The organism is Caballeronia sp. LjRoot29 (genome assembly GCF_964252755.1).
Taxonomy (GTDB): domain Bacteria; phylum Pseudomonadota; class Gammaproteobacteria; order Burkholderiales; family Burkholderiaceae; genus Caballeronia.
Window position 1 is genome coordinate 40,429 of the sequence record NZ_CAXUPU020000031.1, and the last position, 19,807, is coordinate 60,235.

Here is a 19,807-nt window from a genome sequence, read left to right on the forward strand (position 1 = left end):
GGGCTTGCTGTACTTGTTATGACCCAGTCACCGGAGTATTCCGCGCATGAGCTCTCCTCTTGTATTCATCGACGGCGACCAAGGCACCACCGGGTTGCAAATTCACGAACGGCTTCGCGACCGAACCGATCTGAAACTGGCTACGCTTCCCGCCGCGGAACGCAAGGATCCGAAGCGTCGCTCCGAAGCTATCAACGCCTGCGACATCGCCATCCTTTGCCTGCCCGATGCCGCCGCGCGAGAGGCGGTGGATGCCATTATTAACCCTGCTGTCAGAGTAATCGATGCAAGTTCCGCTCACCGCACACTGCCGGACTGGACGTACGGCTTTCCAGAAATGTCTCCGGGACAGGCTGAGCGCATTGCGAACGCACGTCGGGTCACCAATCCAGGTTGCTATCCGACCGGTGCAATTGGCTTGCTGCGTCCCCTGCTGCACGCCGGACTCATACCAGGCAACTACCCGGTCAGCATTTACGCGGTGTCCGGCTACTCCGGACGCGGGCGTGCAGGCGTCGAAGAACACGAGGGGCCGGGAGCTGTCGACGCACCGTCGTACCAGTTATATGGTCTGGAACTCGCGCACAAGCACACCCCGGAGATCCAGCAGCACGCCGGACTCGCGCAGCGTCCGCTCTTCGTCCCTGCGTATGGTGCGTTCCGCCAGGGCATCGTGCTGACGGTGCCCTTGGAGTTGCGGCTGCTGGCACCCTCCTTGGACGGTGCCACGTTACACGCATGCCTCGCACGCCACTATGCTGAAGCGGCCCGCGTCCACGTCTTGCCGCTGCATGAATCGCGCGTTTTAAAGCATTTGGATCCACAAGTACTGAACGGTACGGACGATATGCGCTTAAGCGTATTTGCTAACAGGGAACACAGGCAGGTCTTGCTATCCGCGGTTTTCGATAATCTCGGCAAGGGCGCGGCCGGCGCTGCGGTGCAGAACCTGAACCTGATGCTCACGCATTAGAGTGGCCGATGGATTTAGATAGCGTTTGGCCGCACCCGGTCCGACTTTGAGTCGGCGAAACGAGATCGGGGCACCGGAACTGCGTTGGGCAGAGGTCGACTCACGGCCCTTCGCAATGCTCCGAAGCCGGACGTACGAACCGACCTTGACTGGCTTCGAGACAACGCCCTGAGGTGCGAACTTGCCGGTCAGCTCTCGGGGTCGTACCCGAACTCGCGGAGCTCCTGCGAGCAGCCGCAGGCTTTGGCGATTTCCGCGGCCCATTGGACGGCGGCGTCGCGCGACGGGAGTTCCAGGACACAGAAGCCGCCGTCGAACTCCTTGGTCTGCGGGTAGGTACCGTTCGTGACGGTGCCGTCAGCGGCAACCATCAGCGGCGCGACGTCCTCGTTGATACCACCGCCGAACACATAGACGCCGGCATCCTTTGCCTCGCGTATGACTGCGTGTGCCGCTTCGCCGACCGCAGCTATGTCTTCCTCGCGAATGTCCATCGCCGATCCGGGGAAGGAAATAAGGTACTTCGTCATCGTCGGTCCTCCGGGTGTGAGTTCGCTCGCACGTCGGACATCTTGCGCCGGAATGCGAGCGGATGATTCGGTACGTCTTTACGGCCAGTTCTCGTTGGTGCTTCTGTTGTCAAAGTAGTCCCCCTAATCGATATGGCGGCGGCTAATCTGGCGACTTCTGCTTGGAGCATCTAGACGGTAAGCCGTACCCGTTTGCGGGTCGCCGGATTGTCCTCGAAGTAAGTCTCCTTGTCGATCGTCTCTTGCTTGCCGAACCCGGTCCGATGCCTAATCGAAAATCAATCCGCCGCAGGCTACCGGGCCATCCGGCTCACATCTACCCAAAAGGCATTCCATCATCGTCGACCACGTGATACCTCGCACTCGCTATGTGCCCCCGAGTATCGATTGACAGCGTTTATACCAGCTGGCCGCCCGTGCGGGATTGGGTAGCTTGTCGCCCGCAGCGGCGGCATTCCAATGGTTATCCCAGTACAGCCCAAGCGTCCGAGCCGCGTCGAGATTACCGTATTTAAAAGCAGTCTCGTATTGCACCTTGGCTTGCTCCGGATCGGCCTCCATACCACGACCGAGACGCGCGCTATCGCCCAAAGCGGCCGCAGCAAGACCTTTCAATGCATCCTGTGCGTTGTCGTCCTTCAAGACATCGGCCAATATGCGATTTGCTGATTCTGGATCTGCATCGCCCCCAGTACCCGCGAATAATGAAAGCGCGTATGCGACGCGCAGCGTCGGATGCTTGTTGACACCCACTTGCTCAAATAGTTTGCGTCCGAGATAGGGTGCGCCGGGAATGCTCGACAACAGTAGCGCGTTGGCGGTAGTCGCGATCGCCTCAAATGACGCAAATCCCGATTTATGGGCCGACATGACATGCCGATAGAATTTTTCGATGTCCAACGCTGCATCGTGTCTTTTCAAGGCTTGCCATTCGAGGGGCAACTGATTGAACCAACTTGCTTCCGACATTTTCCTCGCCTCCTTTAAATACGGATGCGGCAACCATCATTAATTATTCCAACACCGGTAGCATGCGTCGGAAGATGATGTTCGTTGAAGAGGCCAGTGCGGCGCCTGAACCTGTCCGAAGCGGATCGTCACAGGTTCTGCTTAAATCCGTTCGAACGCCACTGCAAGGTTGCTCCGGCCTATGCAAACGCACTTCGCGCTATTCGCAAGTGACGCCACCGTTTTGCGAGCATCCTCATTTGTTACCGCAGCGTAGTTGCCATAGGTAGCCTGCCGCTAACTCTGACCCACGGCAGGCCACGTCAAGCCAATCTATGTTTTGTTGCAACTGCGGCAGCTCTTACAGTGCAGCATCCTTCAGTTTCTTCAGAGGCCGCACCTTGAGACGTACAGATGCCGGTTTTGCTGCGAACCACTTGTCTTCGCCCGAAAACGGATCTTTGCCAAAACGCTTCTTCTTCGCCGGTACATCTTGAGCCACGACCTTCAGCAAACCAGGAAGCGTAAATTCTTTCGCACCCTTCTTGTGAACGGAGGCGAGGACTGTCTCTTCCAAAGCTGCCATCAGCGCTTTCGCAGCTTTCGGTTCGACCCCGGCGCGCTCAGCCAAATGCAAGCTCAGCGATGCCTTCGTGAACGAATCCTTGATCGGCTTCAATGACGTAGCGTTTGCAGTTTTCGTTGCCGGCGATACGGCCTTCTTCGCACTTACGGTTGCTTTTTTCGCAACGGGTGTAGGAGCCTTCTTAGCAGACACAGTAGCCTTTTTTGCAGCAGGCGTTTTCTTCGTAGCAGTTGCCATGAGTTCCTCTAAATCGTTTAGGTTGCCCAAGACGCTTGCCTTTGCGAGGTCAATAACCGTTGTCTTTCGCAAAGGTAAAAATGCTCGGGTATGCGCAGAGTAACAACCTCAAGTAGAAGGCGCAACGTTTGAGACCCTAATTTAGGATGGTTTTCTAATTCTCGAGGTGATCTTCTCGTTGTCGATACTTCTAAAACAACACAGGGTGAAGTCACATCTCGCGGAACCGTTATGAGCTGCGAGTACACGACTACGGTCTCATTGACGAGCGTCGTCTCTTCCTCGACTTGTGATGGTGCCCTCCCCCTCCGGGAAAATTATTGCGATTAGTTACGGGACGTGAGCAACTTGTTAAGAAAACGGGCCGGATTTTCAGCAGCGATCTACAACGACTTTGCTTGACTACTTTCCTAGTGCGCTGCTAACTGGCATATTGCGAGGATGTCTAACAAAAGGAGCCCACATGCGTACACTTGAACAAATCCAGGAGAAAATCGCAATACTGCAGAGTCAGGCTGAAAAACTCATCGCGCAGAAGTCACAGATTGCGCTCGACAGCATCCGCGCACTGATGCTGGAACACGGGCTCACCACTGAAGATATCGAGGCAAAAGCCAAAGAAAAGCGCGAGGTAGCTGCATCCAAACGTGCAATCGTGAAAACAGCCAGCGCTTCTCCGACGAAAGATCTGCGCAAGGGACCGTTCCCCGTTAAGTACTTTGATCCCAAAACAGGGAAGTCATGGACCGGACGCGGTCGTGCACCGGCATGGCTCGCAACGACGAGAAGTAAAAACAAGTTTCTGGTCGATGGCGCGGCCACCCCGATCGAAACAGCAGGTAGCGCAGACTTCGCCACCACACCTGAAAGCTCGGCCAAGAAACCGTCCAGCGCGGCCGTGAAAAATTCAGCGGTGAAGAAGGCGGCGGCAAAGAGTACGTTGCCCGCTAAGTATCTGGATCCGAAGACCGGAAAGTCGTGGAGCGGCCGAGGCCCTGCGCCTGCATGGCTCGCCAATGCGCGAAACAAAAATCGTTTCCTAGTCGAAGGTGCAGAGCCGTCGAATTTCGGTGCGCCCGCGAAGAAGACACGCAAAGTTGCTAAGACTGCCAAAGCACCGAAGTCTTCGGATGTGACCGTCGCGACGAAGAAAGCGGCGAAGAAAACCGCTGCAGCCAAGAAAGATCAATCTACTGGCTCACAGCCGCCGAAATATCTGGACCCCGTCTCTGGCAAGACGTGGAGCGGACGCGGCCCGGCACCCGCGTGGCTTGCGGCCGTGGAGGACCGCAATGTCTATCTCGTGAATCAGGACGCTGCATAAGCCAGCGCGCACTGGTGCACAGTCTCGGAATGCGCTCTCGCTAACGAGCGCATACACGCGAGCTAACGCCGCTGCGTCAGGAGACGTGTATTTAGCTCCCAACCGTTCCTGGCATTTAAGGAGATCGCAATGCCAACCCTCGAACAGATCCAGGAGAGATGAAGAAATTGCAGGTACAAGCGAATGCGTTGATTACAAAAATGACTCAAGCGGCGGTCGACCAAATTCGAAAAATTTTGCCGTTGTCGAAACCCCTGTCGGCTCAACGACCTGAAAGTGATTGCCCGGTTTGACCAAGTACTGCTCGCCAGCTTGGGCGAACCAAGACACAACGTCTTGTTGCAAAACCTTCATGCAGAGCCGTGTCTAGCCCTCGCTGACGCCGCGCTTTTGGGCCCCGTTCGGCTGCCCTTCAGGTCGCTCATCTCCGGCTCGATTGCGTGACCCGTGACGACCGGCGTCGCTCAGTCCAGTCAATCCCGAACTGAAGGTGTCGATGGCATAATTGGCTTCTACCTGAACAGCCGCACGCTCCGTATTTCAAGCATGCAACTCGATATTTTTGCAGACAGCCGTGATGTGATGCTGCGCAACGATGTCCTGAGCGCGCTGCAACGCTACGATGCGCGTGAGACACAGCAGGCCCTTCGGCGGCTGAGTGAAGAGTATCCCGATGACGACAGCATTCCCCTACTGACCATTCTGGCCGGCGCACTTGACCTGCGCTCAACCGTTGCGTTCTCCAAGCATCAGGTCGCGGCTGAAACACGCTGTGCTCTTGTTGAAAAAATCACCCCGGCCGCCCGGCGCATGTGGGGCGAGCTTGCGAGCACCCGATGGCTTCTACCCCTATGGAAGGAACTGGCGCAGCGCGCGAGTTCGCTACCCTACCGAGCCGATTCGCTCGACACCCATGCGGCAGCCCTGTGGCTGCAGGCAGGCGGTTGGTCGGATGCGCGCGATGCGGTCCATACTATCGAATCGTGGCGTCGCATTCCCGCTCCGCTCGCATGGATGGCCGAAGCCTCCTACCGGCTCGACGCACTCGAGGACACATGGCCCCTTTTGGCAGAACTCGCATGGCTCGCGCCAGATCGCTGTGCCGGGCTCGTCGAACGGATGGGTGACAAGTCGTTGGACTCGTTGCTCAAGAAGTTCTACGCGAGCTTTGAAGGGGCCGGCGATAGCACGGATATCGCCTGGTTTCCTGCCTGGGTTTTGATCGAGAAACCCGCTCTTGCGCGCCTCCTGATCGCGGCGCAGCCCTCCACGCAGACCAGCCCGGAACGCGCCATGCGGCTGCTGCTTGAATTGCTCAGCCTTGAGCGACAAGGCCGGCACAACGACGTTTTGGATTACCGCAAAAAGCTTCAGGGCTTGCACGCCTCACTCTACTTGTCCTACATGAGCACTCGCTGATTGAAAACTCCCCCGATCGGAAGTAGCCCCCACAACTTCGACGTCAGGCTTTCGGTTGGCGCTCTGCGTTGCCGATTCAACGTCTGAAGGAAGCAGTAACAGAGATTAAGCGCGCGGCCCGCACCGACCCTCTTCTTGCGGCCGAGGGCGCTGTTTTGCTTACCGAAAAGCTCTCGCCCGCGCTGGAGCAGGTCGACAGCTCCTCGGGTGCGCTGGGAAGCGCGGTGAATCGCGCCATCGACGTGCTCGTCCCGATCATTGCCGCGCCAGACGACACAGAATCCGTGCGCGAAGCATGGCTTGAGCGGCTATTCGATGCGCTGCAAGAAGATCGGATGCCGTACATCGAACACTTAGACGACTTTTGGGGCCAGTTATGCGTGACGCCATCGATCGCCTCGGCTTGGGCGGAGCGGCTTTTAGGGACGACTACACGTGTGTTAGGCCCTGACGGCCACGGCGAGTTCTTCACCGGCACGACTGCTTGCCTGAGCGCGCTCTACGGCGCTCAACGCTACGACGAATTGATCCGACTGGTGGATAGCGCGCTTCAACTGGTGGCATTACCGCAGTTGGGGAGTCGATGCGTTGATGGCGCAGAGTCGGCCAGCCGAAGCACTACGCTAGGCACAGGCTTCAAAGAATCCAATGCCCCGCTTGCGCGGCCGCGACAGCCGCTGAGGCGATCCTCTTGCAGTGCGGAATGATTGATGAGGCTCATTCGTGGCCACAACCAGCTGGTTCGATCCTGCGATGAAACCAGCTCCGAGCGCGGATGATACGATAAAGCGCAAATGCTACGTCTCTACCGAGGGGTTAGGTAAGCATGAAATGCACTTCCAGAGCGAAGTTACCAGCATCGTTGCAGGTTGGTACGTCGCGGTGGATTGATGGCGAGGTCCAGCGCTACCTGCTTACAGGCGAATATGACGCCTTTTTCAACGGGTGGCCTGGCTCGGATTTTGTTGACACCGCCACACAGGCTACCCAGCAGCTGCGCAGGGCTCTCTTGTCGGAAACTATGCGCCGTTCAGCCGGCGTTCAGTTTTCGCCCTGTGTTCCAAATGACCTGTATGCATGGAGCAGCAACAGATTGCGGCCGATCGTGTATGGACTGTTCGATGCAAACGAGCGCGCAGCCGTCCTACACCTGCTGGCAAATAGCATTGTGTTCCTCACGCCTACAACCACACTGAAGGCCCTTCAGACTGAGCGCTGGCTATCTACAGCGTGGCATGTGGCGAACATATACTTGGAGAGCCTGGAGCTACCAACGCTCTCTTTGCAGGGGTGCAACGTCGTCGGTTTGAGCCAGGAGACGACCTGCTACGTTTCGATGGCGTACTTCCGGGAGACCGACCCTTTCGCTGACTTCGTCGTTCACGAGGCAGCGCATGTTTTTCATAATTGCAGAAGGTCCGCTGCCGGTTTAGGCCACCGGCCTCGCAGCGAGTATCTTCTCGATATCGACTTTCGCGTGCGTGAGACCTTTGCATGGGCATGCGAAGCCTGGAGCCGAATAAGTTCGACAGCACCTAGTCGTAGCGATCGAGAAGCCCTGCTTAAACAGCACGCGGAGCATGGACTTCCAAGCGACGACAGGGTCGATCACAGCGAATATCTTGATATTCTCGCCGAGGCTGTTAGAGCGCGAAACGGTTGGCAGAAAATTCTGTCGCGCTGTACCGTAAAACGGCGACCGATCATGGTAAGTCTGGGCGGCTAATTGTTCACCCCGCGACCGCCATGTTTGCGAAACGAGCGCCGTGATGTTCGCAAAATTGCTTAGGAGCACATCAGATGGGCGCAACACCCGACGTTTATACGATCGCATATGTCGCGAAGATGTTGGGCGAACCGCAGGCATTGCTGGAAGAATTGGCGCTTATGAATCTGGAGCCGGAGGATGGTTGCCTAGGTTTGATTGACCACATGGACGCTCAAGGTGACGGACTGGTTGCAGTGACCGCATTCACGACCGCTGGCATCGAAGCTTTGAAGGAGTTGGTCGCCGATATACAGCGGAATTAAAGAGAATTCAGTTCAGTCGCCCTAAATCGTTACCCGTCAAGAGATGGGCAGTAAGCGTCACTCGCGCGCCCGGCTTGAAATGTCCGTCGCATCGCGCAGCTTCGGTTTCTGTGTCTCCCTCGCTTCTCCAGCAGGCAGAAAAAACAGGTTTAGGCTTAACCGTTCGAGCGCATGGGAGGTAGGGGACCGCCTCCGCAGTTAAGGTAGATCGGCGGTCCTTTCAGTTTTTTTCGGCGATCAGAAATCGACAATCGAATGCTCTTGCCGATCCGCTGCCGACTTTCGACCTCATCAATTGCGCGCCGCAAAACAGACACCGGCCGCGTCGCGTGTGGGGCTGTCGTCGACCGCTTCATCGCTCCTATGCAGCATGCCAACGGCTGCTTGGCACAGAACAGGAGTCTTTCGCGAGCGCAAGTTTATGGTTCTGCAATCGCCACGAGACGCCCATTCAACGACGCCTCCTGGGGCTCAGCGCGCTCGGAACCTCATGCATTGTGAAAATGCCCGCGGTCGCAATGGCCACCCGCCTGCGGGCAGCTTGCTCATCGTCGCCGAAGCGGTCGACGCCCCACGATAAGGTCGTGACCAGTTCGAAGAGATCTTCTGCCGTCACAGTTTTCACCGCCATGCCTGCGGATTTGGCTTCATCGAGAAGCACGCGGGTCTTCTCTATCAGCCGCGTGCTCGCCGGGTTCATCGACGATTCCGGATCGCTTCGTGCGCTGGCTACGCAATAGGGCAAGTCATGCCAGATGCGCAGTTGCCAAGTCAATCGTAGCAGCCACTCCGCAAGCGCCTCGCGTGGACCTAGCGAACCCGAGAGCGCTTCGGCCTCGGCGAGCGCGGCCTCAATATTGGCTTCCATGACTGCAGCGAGCAAGTCGTCTCGAGTCGGGAAATTCCGATAAAGCGTAGCGTTGCCGACGCCAGCACGGACGGCGATGCCGTCGAGGGACGCCAGCACGCCTTCTTCCTCGAACGTCTCGCGGGCCGCGACGAGGATCGCGTCGCGATTGCGTTGCGCGTCGGCGCGCAACGCGCGAGGTGCTCTTTCCGGGGAACTGCGAGCAGCAGACATGGCATCTCTCTTTGACAAAGTGGGGAATGCCCCCGTATATTGTTCGTTCTGGGGAGAATCCCCGTTTCGACAGGAGAATACATGAAGCAGTCACTCGACGGTAGGACGGTATTCATCACAGGAGCCAACGGCGGGCTGGGAGAGCAGTTCGTGGAGCAGGCGCTCCAGCGAGGCGTAGGCCAAATTAAATGTGTCACCGACGGAGCCTCGAAATATCGGGCCGATGCGCCGTTGAAGTGACATTATCGCTTACAGTCCGAACGAAATAAAAGCGTCAATTCGCATAAGTCCGTATTAAATTCGTCACCTCGCCTCCTACACTTCGAATCCCGTCCGTAAGGCCCTGACTTATGGAAAATTCTCTGTATATTCCGGAGCCGGTCGCGCTCGCCCGTCCACGCGGCGCCCACCGGTTCGAGGCATTCAGCCCGAAGCTTGCGCGCCGCGTCATGTTTTACCGGCGTCCGCTGCTCGACCAATGGCTGCTCCTTGAGACGAATCCCAAAGTGATCGCGTTCTGCGAACGCCCAGGCTATGTGATGATCAACGGATCCCGTCGTCTCGCTGACTTCTGGGTCCATTACGTCGATCTGCGAGAATTAGTTATCCTCATAGAATCTGAAATTGATGGATCGGTTACAGCATTCCCCTGCGACGATGAGGAAAACGAGTTACTGATCCGGTTTGTCGCGCCGGCTGAACTAGCCGCTGCGCGTGTATGGCTTGACAACTGGCAGCGGATGCTCCCCTACCTTGTCACCAATCGCGGTCTCATTCCGTCAACGCTGTCCGGAACGATCGCCCGTTTCCTGAAGCAATCTCAACGATTGCTCGATATCGAGCGGGAATTCTCGTCCACCGATCCTGTTCTGGTTCGCGCTGCCTTGTTTGGTCTGCTTCATGACGGCCGGGTCAGCTCACACGAGCTTCAAACGCAACCCCTGTCCCTGCTCACCCCATTCGTGGCTACGGAGGCAACCTTATGAATCGCCGCAAACCAGATCTGCAGGCGATCGACGTTAGCGCCTGGCCCACTGTCGCCTATACCGAGTTTGACCAGGCGACGCGGAACATGTTCGAGAAGCGCCAACAGGCCATATTGCGCTACGTCGCCGGGGAAGCGATCAGGGAAATTGAGAAGTCCGCCGGTATCAATCGCCGTCAACTGTACCGCTGGCTCGAACGCGCGCAGCAACAGCATCCTGACGGGCGCCCTTTCGGCTTTCGGGGACTTATCCGCTACATGCGCATCGCAGACTATGAGCGAGTGCGCGACGTACAGGTGCACGGCGAACGCGGCAGTCGAGGCGCCGCTGGCGCTCTGGCGCAACTCTTTGAACGCTATCCGGCGCTTGCAGGATGGCTGCTTCTTCAGGTCAAACGTCGCAGGGTACTGCTTGAGCAGATACATACCGACGGTCACTTACGAACTCGCCTGCGCGGTCTGCAATCGCTACACGATGACTTCCTGCACCAATGTCGGTCGGTAGGGTTGACGGCAGGTGACTATCCGTTCAACACAGCCGACCGTGCACTTCGTTCGCTGTCACGACGCTTAAAGGATGAGATGTTGCGCACGTTCGGGACGGCGGCCCGCTCGGCCGGAGCGCCGCACCTCAAGGGCTTGCCTCGCCTCGACGCAGCAGGTACGCCCGCGGCGACGCGTCCGTATCAGGTCGTCGAATTCGACGGCCACCGGCTCGACATCCGGCTCAAGGTTGTCGTACGCGATCCACTCGGCTTTGCACACGAATTCGAGATGGAGAGGGTTTGGCTCCTTGCAATCATAGACGTGTGTACGCGCGCCGTGCTCGGTTATCACATCGCGTTAGCCAGAGAATACAGCCGCTACGACGTCATCAAGACAATCGAGAATGCGCTCGAACCTCATCACGCGCGGGCGTTCACGATAGCTGGCCTCGCCCGTGGAACGCAGGACGGCTTTCCGTCGGAGCGCCTGCCTGAACTGGCGTATGCAACCTGGGAATGGATGAAGCTCGACAACGCGAAGGCAAATCTCGCGAATGAGACCTTGACGGCGCTATGCGAGTTCGTTGGCTGCGTGGCTGACGCCGGACCGAAATACAGTCCCGACGAACGGCCTTATATCGAGAGGTTCTTCGGCACGATCGCCAGTCGCCTCTCATCTCGGTTACCCGGCTACACCGGTTCTCATCCACGAGACCTGCGTCGGGCACTCGCTGATCCTAAAGGCGACCTGCGCCTCTACGTCTCCCTTGACGAATTGGGTGAACTGGTTGAGTGCGCCATCTCAAGTTACAACGGTACACCCCACACCGGCCTCAACAACGCGACGCCGCTGGAAGCCATGGAGTACTTCGTGCGCAGCAGGCAAACGCTGCTGGCGTGGCTCGCTGAACAGCGTCGCCGAACGCTCTGTCTGATGCAATCGGCAAGGCAGTGCCGCGTTCGGGCCTATATCGGGCAGGGTGTGCGTCCGCACATCAACCTTTACCGCGTCCGTTACACAAACCGTGTGCTTGCTGCCAGTACGCATCTGATCGGCCAGCGTCTGCTGATCTATATGAACGCGGACGATCTTCGCTCCGTACGGGCCTTTCTCGCGGATGGCACGGAGTTGGGCGTACTTGACGCTCAGGGCGCGTGGCAGTTGGTGCCGCACAACCTCAAGCTACGTCAGGAGATCTGCAAACAGTCAGGCAAGCGCCAGCGATTCTCTGACGTCGGCATGAATCCGATCGAAGCCTACGTTCAGGAGAAGTTCACACAGGCGAAGAAGACGCGCAAGGCGGCGACCGATCTTGCCCGTACAAAGCAGTCGCTGGCGTCGGCATCGACCGTACGCACGCCGCTCGGGCCGAGCCGTCCCGCCGAGAGCGAAACTGCAGTTACAGCGCGCACGCAATCATCGACGCAATCGCAAACCGACGGGCTCGCCTCACTTCCACCACCCACGCCGGTGCGTCCACGAAAGCTCTCGATTGGTACTGGCCAAGTCTTTTAACGTCGTCATTTTAGGGAGTGTGTCATGTCGCTTAAGATACCGCGTCCGGTCGATCCATCGCTGCATCCACTCGTCACTGGCAATTATCGTCTCGCCACACCCGCAATTGAAGGCTTCTACGACCTCGTCACGCGCTGTCTGCGCTACCGGATCATGGGTGCGCTCATCTATGGCCCGTCGCGGGTTGGCAAGACCCGCGCCATCGAATACGTGCGGCTTCTACTCGCACGCGAATACCCGAAGATCACCACGTACCATGCGCAGTGCGAGCACAAGCCGCGGCACGCCGAGGGCCCGTTCTTCGCAACGCTGCTTGAGGCGGTCGGCGACACTTGTCCGAATGCCGGCACAACGTCGACCAAACGAACGCGACTCTCGTTGCGCATTCGCGAGGCCGCCGCCAGGGCAGGAAGTGGCACCGTGATCCTGTTCTGCGACGAGGCGCAGAGACTGAATGACCACGAGTACGAATGGCTGCGGGACGTGCACGACGCGCTCGATCGTCAGCAAATCAAACTTTTCACGTTTCTCGTTGGACAGGAGGAACTGCTTGCACAGAAGACGGCACTCCAGGTTGCGCACAAGACGCAGATCGTCGCCCGTCTCATGGTCGAAGAACTTGCCTTCTCCGGCATCCGCAACGCCGAGGATGTCGCAACGTGCCTTAATGGTTACGACCAGACCGCCTATCCCGAGCGGACCCCCTGGAGCTTCACACGCTTCTATGTGCCTCAGTCCTTCGACGCCGGCTATCGACTGACCAGCGACGCCGCCGTTCTGTGGCAGGCGTTCGAGGACGCACACCACAAGGCGAGCTTGCCGGGGATCCTGGACTTGCCCATGGAATCATTCGCACGCGCTGTCGAGATCGTGCTCAAGGACAGCGAGCTCAAGGACGCACCAGGCTACTGCCCCAACGCAGCTTTGTGGACTCACTCGGTACGTCACTGCGGTTACGTTCAGTCTCGGCATGCCACCGGACGCGTGCTTGCGACGGCGTAACCCGGCGGCGCTTAAGCCGCCTCGTTTCCCGATTCTGGCGTTTGACGAGCGCGAATTCCGTCTGGCGCTCGGGAGCGTCTTCAATCTCAAATGGCTAGTACCGGGAGAATCACTGGTCTCGATTCTGTGGAAGTTCGGCTGTGCAAACGCACTCGCTGCCGATTTCCTCGTTCAACTGATAGACCCCGATATTGACCCGTCTGTAGGCGTGGCTCCTGTGCGCGAGGTCGTCAACCTCATGCGCCTTCGTCGTCTGCTGCGCCTGCCCGAGAACGTGCTGCACGCATCGCTGCTCGACGCGGCGGTCCCTGGTCGCTACCACCCCGCTTTCCGGTATTGCCGACAGTGCGCGGCACATGGCTACCACAGTGTGCTGTATCAACTCAACGATGAAGACCGTTGTCCTGCGCATCGGCAATCGCTCGAAACGCGATGCCTGCACTGTGGGGAAGAGACGCCCTACATCGTCAACACCAGCCTCGTCGAAGCACCGTTCCGATGCGTCTCGTGCCACTCGCACTTCAGCTACGGGCGCCTTTCGCTACTTTCGACAACCCCGGCAATGCGCAGGCGGGACCGCGCTGCCATCAGTCATCGATTGCGTGTTCGCTCGGACGACAATATGGACGTCCCTCGTCCTGAGCAACGTCCACGGTCGCCGGATGACGACTTACGCCCCATGAGGCGGTGACACTTTTAATTCGCGTCCGACAACCTGTTGAATTCTCGTGGTTTTTCTCGCCGCCGGCGCTGCATTTAGGCGAATTGACAGATTTAGTTGCGAACTTGTGACAGATTTATTTCGGTCTACGACTCCGGCGCTAGGAGAACACACCGTAACCGTACTAGCCGAAACCGAAGCACGGCTCGCGCATAAGGAAGCTGGCGCTTAAAGCCCGTCGAACGCTTCATGGCTGGGTCAAAGTGTAATTTTCCGCAATTATTTAATTTTCGAAAAAATCAAATTGGTAGTTATACTAATAAAATTCTGAATCGCAAAATATGCCGGCTAACAAAAATGTTCTCCACTACTACCACCGCTCGCAGGAACACGAAATGACCCGGTTATTTTTTACGTCGGCAGTGCTCGCCGTCGCAATCGTATTCCCCGCTTTCGCCATCGCTCAAGACAACGGCGCACCCACTCGTGCAGCAGTGAAGGCAGACTTTATTCAGTTCAAACAGGCAGGATTCGATCCAACCGCGAACGACCAGGTTGACTACCCGGAAAGTCTGCAACGGGCTCAACAGAAATTGGCCGCGCAAAGGCAAACTGAATCCACGTCTTACGGTGCGTCAACAAGCGGTACATCAACATCCGGTGACTAGAGCGCGTGTCGGCATCACGCCCGGAACCACGGCAAAGCTTCACAACCACGGCCTCTCGTTTAGCCGCCGCTCCTCGAACGCCTTGATCTCCGATGCCAGCAACAAGGTGTCATCCACGTCGTCCGTGCCGTCAAGAAGGCGCGCCTTGACCGAGGCCGCAATATCGAAATGCAGGGTCGTGCCATCTGGCGTAGTGACAGTCTGAGCCGGCAGGTCGACCTTCAGTGCGTAACCGGGAACAGCACTGACTTGTGCCAGTAACGTTTCTATATCCTGCGCATTCAACACAATGGGCAGCATCTTGCTCTTGCACCAGTTGTTATAGAAAATATCGGCGAAACTTTCGGCGATCAGCACGCGAAAGCCGTATTGAAACAGCGCCCACGGCGCATGCTCGCGGGAACTGCCGCAACCAAAGTTGCGTCGTGTCAGCAGCACCGACGCGCCGGCGTAACGCGTTCGATTCATCACAAAACCCGCAGCTATTACACGCTCGCTCGCCGGTTTGCCGTAATAACCAACATCCTCATGGCGCCATTCGTCGAAAACATACGGACCGAATCCCAGGCGTGCGATGGACTTCATGTATTGCTTGGGCATGATCGCGTCGGTGTCCACATTATCGCGATCCAGTGGCACCACTAAACCTGTGTGGCTGGAAAAAGCTTCGATCATTGCAGCACCCCATCCGGAGCGAAAGTACGGATATCGATGAAATGCCCGCGCAGCGCAGCGGCCGCTGCCATCGCGGGGCTGACGAGATGTGAGCGTCCGCCCGCGCCCTGGCGCCCTTCAAAGTTGCGGTTGGACGTCGACGCAACCCGTTCGTTCGGCTCAAGGCGGTCGGCGTTCATCGCGAGACACATCGAACAACCGGGGTCACGCCATTCGAAGCCGGCAGCCATGAAGACGGCGTGCAATCCTTCTGCTTCCGCCTGACGCTTGACCGCGCCTGAACCCGGGACCGCGAGCGCCAGTTTGATGGTGGAAGCAACACGGCCACCGAGCGCGCGCAACACGCTCGCCGCAGCCCTCAGGTCTTCAATCCGGCCATTCGTGCATGAGCCGATAAACACTTTATCCAGCACGATGCTTTCGATCGGAGTGCCTGCCGTCAGACCCATGTATTCGAGTGCTCGCTCACAGGACGCGCGCCGCCCAGGCTCGCTGACAAGAGCAGGATCGGGCACCACGCCGGTGATATCCACAACCATGTCCGGCGATGTGCCCCACGTGACCTGCGGCGACAACTCAGACGCATTCATCACGACTTCGGCATCGAATCGAGCATCCGGGTCCGACTGCAACGCCATCCATTCCAGCGCCGCGCGATCCCAGTCGCTGCCTTGAGGCGCATAGAGCCGTTCACGGCAGTACTGCAGGGTGGTCGCATCGACGGCGATCAGCCCGGCCACGGCGCCCGCTTCTATCGACATATTGCAGAGTGTCATGCGCCCTTCCATTGACAAGTCGCGCACGGCCGCGCCGCCGTACTCGATCGCATGGCCCGTCGCGCCGGCCGTGCCAATACGACCAATCACCGCGAGCGCGAGATCTTTCGCGCTGCAGCCTGCTGGTAGACGACCCTCGATTGTCACGCGCAGATTCTTGCTGCGCCGGACCAGCAGCGTTTGTGTACTGAGGACGTGCTGTATCTCCGAAGTCCCTATTCCAAACGCGAGTGCGCCGAGCGCGCCATGGGTGCTGGTATGCGGATCACCACACACGATCGTCATGCCCGGCAAGGTGATGCCCAATTCGGGCCCAACGACATGGACGATGCCCTGTCGTTCGTTATCCATACCAAGATGCACGATCTCATTCGCCGCGCAGTTCGCGCGCAATGCATCAACCTGGATTCGCGAAATTTCGTCGGTGATGCCTTCGTCGCGGCGGGTGGTTGGCACGTTGTGATCGGCGACCGCGAAGTTCCCTCGCGGACGCCACACCATGCGCCGTTCAAGTCGCAACGACTCGAATGCCTGCGGGCTTGTCACCTCGTTGATCAGATGCCGGTCGATGTAAAGCAGGCACATGCCGTCCGCCTGCGCGCGGATCGTGTGGGCCTCGAAGATCTTGTCGTAGAGAGTACGGCCCATCAACTTCCCTTCTGGGTCAATTAGAAAAAGCCGTTACCGGCAGGCGCTCACGATGGCTTGACTAAGTGCTCGACCCGTTCGGACGAAGCGGCACCCGCGGCGTGATCAGCGCCGAACCGGGCGCGATACAACGTTGCCAGCACGGCCGAAAAAACCGCGACGATGACGAACGGAACCGCTGCCGCGTAGAACAGGTCCGATACCGGCAGATGCATGGAGAGCAGCATTCCCCCGATGACCGGCCCCGACACCGACCCGATCTTGCCGATCGAAATTGCACTTCCGACACCCGCTGAACGAAACGACGTGGGATAGATCATCCCGGCCACCGCATAGAGTCCGTACTGCGCGCCGACCACGCAGAAGCCCGTGAAAAACACGGCGACAGTGAGCCATGTCTCCGACATCCCCGTGCCCAGCAGCGCGACAATCGGGCAGCCGATGGCCGGCAGCGCGATCACGGCCAACACGCCATGACGATCGACATAGCGGCAAAGACTGATCGAGGCGACGCTTGCCAAGGAAGAGGTGACCTCTGGAAAGCGCATCGTGGTCGCTCATATGCAGACTGCCATCGCCATGGCGCACGCGGGGCTCGGCGTCGCCGTCATGCCCTCGTTCTGCGAACATATTTGTCAGCACTATCAAGTGCGCGTCGACCAGATGCATCCCGCCGTCGAGTTCTCGTTCTATCGCATCACGCGCGCCGGCCGCGGTGAGCTCGTCGTACTCGATCAATTCAGCGATATGTTCGCTCAAGCCGCGCAAAAACGCCCCGTCGGTCTCGCTTGAAAGCTTAACCAGGCCAGAATTTCGAATAGCCAAAGCTGAGCTAACGCCAGGCCTTCGTGAATTCGCCGATCACGCGCGCGAGATGCGACTGCATCGCCGAGCGCGCAGCGGCCGAGTCGCGTGCCACGATGGCTGAAAAGATGCGCTGGTGGTCTTCCTGTGAAGCCGACCGCAACGCCGGCGTATGAAAGTGCTCCTCAATCTTTTTCCACAACGGGTCGGCCCGGGAGTTGTCCCACATCGCGCTCACCACGAGCCAGAGCATTTCGTTCCCCGTCGCCCGCGCAATCGCCAGATGGAACTCGCGGTCAGCAGCCTCATTCGCGGCCTTGTCATCCATGTTTTCGCGCATTGCGCGCAACGCAGCGAAGAGCAGGTCGAGGTCAGAATCCTTGCGTTCGGTCGCAGCGAGCGCCGCGATTCCGCTTTCGATCACGCCCCGCGCGCGCAGCGTCTCGATCGGGCCTGGCCCGCGCAGCAGTTCGAACGTGACCGAGCGCGCCTCGGGCGCTTCGGCCACATAGATGCCCGACCCTACACGCACCTCGACCACGCCTTGCATTTCCAACGCGATGATCGCCTCCCTCACCAGCGTGCGGCTTACGCCGAAACGCTCGGCTAAAGTTCGCTCGGAAGGCAGTCGGGCACGGGGCCCGACGTCGCCAGCCGTGATCAGTTCGTATATCTGTTTCGCCAGCCCGACATAGGTACGGTCGGCCGCGTCCGCATCGGCGGCCCGGCCGGTTGACGTGTGCGAAAGATCGGCCATCCAGGATTCTCGAAATCGTTGAAGCCGCCCGGCGGCGGTTGAAGTTCGCGGAAATGGTACACCAATTTTGCGCAGCACCGCGCCTGCTTGCCGCAGGACTGTATTCGCCCATCAAGCAAGGGAATGGCGGGGTTTCAGCCCTATCGCGCAGTGCCCCTTTCTCACTGGTAAACCACTATCGCGGGCGGATTGGTATGCCAGTACTGTCAGGCCGGGAGGCGTCCGCGTATGCCCCCTGTTTCGCTTCGAAGGGGCATCTTTGAAGGGGCCAAGCCGCTGGTTCGGCAAGTCCGATTCGGTCCCGCTGCAGCATCCGCAAGATTGCCTGCGTTACGCACGCCGAGCCGGTCAGTCACGTCAAGCAATGTGCGCCGGCAACCGGTAAGTTCAATCCAAAAAACAGGAGACAACATGCTTTCAGGAATCCAGGTGCTTCGAGCGGCGGCGACCGCGACATTGGCGCTGTGTGCAAGCACGGCTTTCGCGCAGGCATCGATCGTTTCCGGGCCGCCCAGCGATCCCACGTGCATGGTCCCATGGAAGAGCGACACGAAATTCGTTAAGTATCCGAAGAAAAGCGGGCCCTACCGCATCGCGCTCGTGAATGGCTATATCGCGAACACCTGGCGGATCCAGATGATCAAGACCGCCAAGGCCTATACGGCGCAACCGGCCGTCGCCGCCAAGCTCAAGGAATTCAAGGTTGTCTCAACGGGCGAGGACGTCCCGGCGCAGATCTCGGCGGTCAACAATTTCATCGATGCCGGCTATGACGCGATCATCGTTGACGCGCAGAATCCCGCTTCATTCGGACCCGCGATCCGCCGCGCGAAGAAAGCGGGCGTCGTGCTGATCGCGTTCGACAACACGCTAGACAGCGAAGATGCGATCAACGTCGATGTCGACCAGTACGGGCTCGGCGTGCTGTGGGCCAAGTGGCTCGCTGGCCACTTGCCGAACGGAGGCAAGGTGCTCGAGATCCGCGGGGTAGCGGGCACGTCGGTCGACACTGACCGGCACAATGGTTTCCAGAATACGTTGAACGCGACCGGCAAGAAGTGGGACAACGTCCAGGTTTATGGCAAGTGGGACGACGGGGTCGCGCAGAAGGCCGTCGCCGACGCGATTGCCGTGCAGGGCCATTTCGATGGAATGTCGGCGCAGGGTGGCGACACGGGTGTCGTGCGCGCGATGATCGACGCGAAACATCCTTTCGTGCCGTTCGGTGGCGAAACGGAGAACGGCTTTCGCAAGCTCTGTGCACAGTATGGGAGCCAGGGCCTGAAATGCACGTCAGCGGGCAGCGGACCCGGGCAGGTGGCCGTGGCGATCAAGACGGCGCTCGCTGCGCTGGACGGCCAGACAATCCCGGTCGCGATCAAGCTGCCGCTCGACGTCACCGACGATTCGCAGCTTAAGGCGGGCGTCAACTATTTCCCGAGTGAGTCCGACAACTTCTTTGTCGGCAACTCGTTTCCGACGTGCGGCATCAATTTCTCCGCGCAGGAAATCATGAAGCAGGACCAGGGCAATCAGTGATCGGGTTGACCGGCGGCGTAATGGTAGTTGCATGGGACCGGAGCAGGCGCTGAAGCGCTAACTCCGATCGAACGCAACTGCATGGGATCGGAGCAGGCGCTGAAGCGCTAACTCCGATCGAACGCAACTGCATGGGATCGGAGTAGGCGCTGAAGCGCTAAC

Annotated in this window: 22 protein-coding genes; 14 read left to right on the top strand and 8 right to left on the bottom strand. The window is 58.7% G+C overall.

The features are described from left to right. Window positions 1-46 precede the first annotated feature (46 nt). The gene (argC, locus tag ACSQ83_RS27135) at window positions 47-973 is read left to right on the top strand and encodes an N-acetyl-gamma-glutamyl-phosphate reductase (protein ID WP_436230293.1); all 927 of its coding nucleotides are present in this window, start codon (window positions 47-49) and stop codon (window positions 971-973) included. 188 nt (window positions 974-1,161) lie between these two features. Here argC and ACSQ83_RS27140 read toward each other — a convergent pair whose 3' ends face one another. From ACSQ83_RS27140 to ACSQ83_RS27150, 3 genes are all read right to left on the bottom strand, one after another. After that, a complete protein-coding gene (locus ACSQ83_RS27140; RefSeq protein WP_436230294.1) occupies window positions 1,162-1,503 on the bottom strand; it encodes a YciI family protein in 342 nt (113 codons plus the stop codon). Between the two features lie 366 nt (window positions 1,504-1,869). Further along, window positions 1,870-2,472: a sel1 repeat family protein gene (locus ACSQ83_RS27145; RefSeq protein ID WP_436230295.1), complete on the bottom strand. Its 603-nt coding sequence runs from the start codon at window positions 2,470-2,472 to the stop codon at window positions 1,870-1,872. Between the two features lie 340 nt (window positions 2,473-2,812). Next, complete coding sequence (locus ACSQ83_RS27150) at window positions 2,813-3,274, bottom strand: HU family DNA-binding protein (protein ID WP_436230296.1); 462 nt, start codon at window positions 3,272-3,274, stop codon at window positions 2,813-2,815. Window positions 3,275-3,737: 463 nt separating this feature from the next. On the opposite strand from ACSQ83_RS27150, the gene ACSQ83_RS27155 reads away from it, so the two are divergent. From ACSQ83_RS27155 to ACSQ83_RS27175, 5 genes are all read left to right on the top strand, one after another. After that, window positions 3,738-4,598 (top strand): H-NS family nucleoid-associated regulatory protein, encoded by an 861-nt coding sequence (locus ACSQ83_RS27155; RefSeq protein WP_436230297.1) that lies wholly within the window; start codon window positions 3,738-3,740, stop codon window positions 4,596-4,598. A 447-nt stretch (window positions 4,599-5,045) separates the two neighbouring features. After that, window positions 5,046-6,017 (top strand): hypothetical protein, encoded by a 972-nt coding sequence (locus ACSQ83_RS27160; protein ID WP_436230298.1) that lies wholly within the window; start codon window positions 5,046-5,048, stop codon window positions 6,015-6,017. Window positions 6,018-6,172: 155 nt separating this feature from the next. Further along, window positions 6,173-6,724, top strand: a complete 552-nt coding sequence (locus ACSQ83_RS27165) for a hypothetical protein (protein WP_436230299.1) — start codon at window positions 6,173-6,175, stop codon at window positions 6,722-6,724. Window positions 6,725-6,843: 119 nt separating this feature from the next. Next, entirely contained in the window at window positions 6,844-7,743 is a 900-nt protein-coding gene (locus tag ACSQ83_RS27170) for a hypothetical protein (RefSeq protein ID WP_436230300.1), read from the top strand. Between the two features lie 74 nt (window positions 7,744-7,817). Continuing rightward, complete coding sequence (locus tag ACSQ83_RS27175) at window positions 7,818-8,048, top strand: hypothetical protein (RefSeq protein ID WP_436230301.1); 231 nt, start codon at window positions 7,818-7,820, stop codon at window positions 8,046-8,048. 451 nt (window positions 8,049-8,499) lie between these two features. Here the strand turns inward: ACSQ83_RS27175 and ACSQ83_RS27180 are convergent, their stop codons facing one another. Further along, window positions 8,500-9,129 carry a TetR/AcrR family transcriptional regulator gene (locus ACSQ83_RS27180; RefSeq protein WP_436230302.1) on the bottom strand — a complete coding sequence of 210 codons (630 nt, stop codon included), beginning with the start codon at window positions 9,127-9,129 and terminating at the stop codon, window positions 8,500-8,502. Window positions 9,130-9,210: 81 nt separating this feature from the next. Here ACSQ83_RS27180 and ACSQ83_RS27185 point away from each other — a divergent pair, with 81 nt between their 5' ends. The 6 genes from ACSQ83_RS27185 to ACSQ83_RS27210 all read left to right on the top strand — a co-directional run bounded on the left by ACSQ83_RS27185 (window position 9,211) and on the right by ACSQ83_RS27210 (window position 14,446). Beyond that, the gene (locus ACSQ83_RS27185; RefSeq protein WP_436230303.1) at window positions 9,211-9,369 is read left to right on the top strand and encodes a hypothetical protein; all 159 of its coding nucleotides are present in this window, start codon (window positions 9,211-9,213) and stop codon (window positions 9,367-9,369) included. A 110-nt stretch (window positions 9,370-9,479) separates the two neighbouring features. Then, window positions 9,480-10,115 carry a hypothetical protein gene (locus tag ACSQ83_RS27190; RefSeq protein WP_436230304.1) on the top strand — a complete coding sequence of 212 codons (636 nt, stop codon included), beginning with the start codon at window positions 9,480-9,482 and terminating at the stop codon, window positions 10,113-10,115. Beyond that, window positions 10,112-12,115, top strand: coding sequence for an integrase (locus ACSQ83_RS27195; protein WP_436230305.1), 2,004 nt, complete (start codon window positions 10,112-10,114; stop codon window positions 12,113-12,115). Before ACSQ83_RS27190 ends, ACSQ83_RS27195 begins: the two co-directional genes overlap by 4 nt. A 24-nt stretch (window positions 12,116-12,139) precedes the next feature. Continuing rightward, window positions 12,140-13,117: an AAA family ATPase gene (locus ACSQ83_RS27200; RefSeq protein WP_436230306.1), complete on the top strand. Its 978-nt coding sequence runs from the start codon at window positions 12,140-12,142 to the stop codon at window positions 13,115-13,117. After that, window positions 13,104-13,808, top strand: coding sequence for a hypothetical protein (locus ACSQ83_RS27205; protein WP_436230307.1), 705 nt, complete (start codon window positions 13,104-13,106; stop codon window positions 13,806-13,808). Before ACSQ83_RS27200 ends, ACSQ83_RS27205 begins: the two co-directional genes overlap by 14 nt. Window positions 13,809-14,173: 365 nt before the next feature. Further along, entirely contained in the window at window positions 14,174-14,446 is a 273-nt protein-coding gene (locus tag ACSQ83_RS27210; RefSeq protein WP_436230308.1) for a DUF4148 domain-containing protein, read from the top strand. A gap of 39 nt (window positions 14,447-14,485) precedes the next feature. Here the strand turns inward: ACSQ83_RS27210 and leuD are convergent, their stop codons facing one another. Genes leuD through ACSQ83_RS27225 form a run of 3 tightly spaced genes read right to left on the bottom strand, consistent with a single transcriptional unit; the run spans window position 14,486 to window position 17,066 of the window. Next, the gene (gene leuD, locus ACSQ83_RS27215; protein WP_436230338.1) at window positions 14,486-15,118 is read right to left on the bottom strand and encodes a 3-isopropylmalate dehydratase small subunit; all 633 of its coding nucleotides are present in this window, start codon (window positions 15,116-15,118) and stop codon (window positions 14,486-14,488) included. After that, the gene (gene leuC, locus ACSQ83_RS27220; protein ID WP_436230309.1) at window positions 15,118-16,545 is read right to left on the bottom strand and encodes a 3-isopropylmalate dehydratase large subunit; all 1,428 of its coding nucleotides are present in this window, start codon (window positions 16,543-16,545) and stop codon (window positions 15,118-15,120) included. Before leuC ends, leuD begins: the two co-directional genes overlap by 1 nt. Window positions 16,546-16,592: 47 nt before the next feature. Continuing rightward, a complete protein-coding gene (locus ACSQ83_RS27225) occupies window positions 16,593-17,066 on the bottom strand; it encodes an MFS transporter (RefSeq protein ID WP_436230310.1) in 474 nt (157 codons plus the stop codon). Window positions 17,067-17,073: 7 nt separating this feature from the next. On the opposite strand from ACSQ83_RS27225, the gene ACSQ83_RS27230 reads away from it, so the two are divergent. Continuing rightward, window positions 17,074-17,337 (top strand): hypothetical protein, encoded by a 264-nt coding sequence (locus ACSQ83_RS27230; protein WP_436230311.1) that lies wholly within the window; start codon window positions 17,074-17,076, stop codon window positions 17,335-17,337. Between the two features lie 40 nt (window positions 17,338-17,377). Here the strand turns inward: ACSQ83_RS27230 and ACSQ83_RS27235 are convergent, their stop codons facing one another. After that, window positions 17,378-18,106, bottom strand: a complete 729-nt coding sequence (locus tag ACSQ83_RS27235) for a FadR/GntR family transcriptional regulator (RefSeq protein WP_436230312.1) — start codon at window positions 18,104-18,106, stop codon at window positions 17,378-17,380. 411 nt (window positions 18,107-18,517) lie between these two features. Here ACSQ83_RS27235 and ACSQ83_RS27240 point away from each other — a divergent pair, with 411 nt between their 5' ends. Then, window positions 18,518-19,645, top strand: a complete 1,128-nt coding sequence (locus ACSQ83_RS27240) for a sugar ABC transporter substrate-binding protein (protein ID WP_414967768.1) — start codon at window positions 18,518-18,520, stop codon at window positions 19,643-19,645. The last annotated feature ends 162 nt before the right edge of the window (window positions 19,646-19,807 follow it).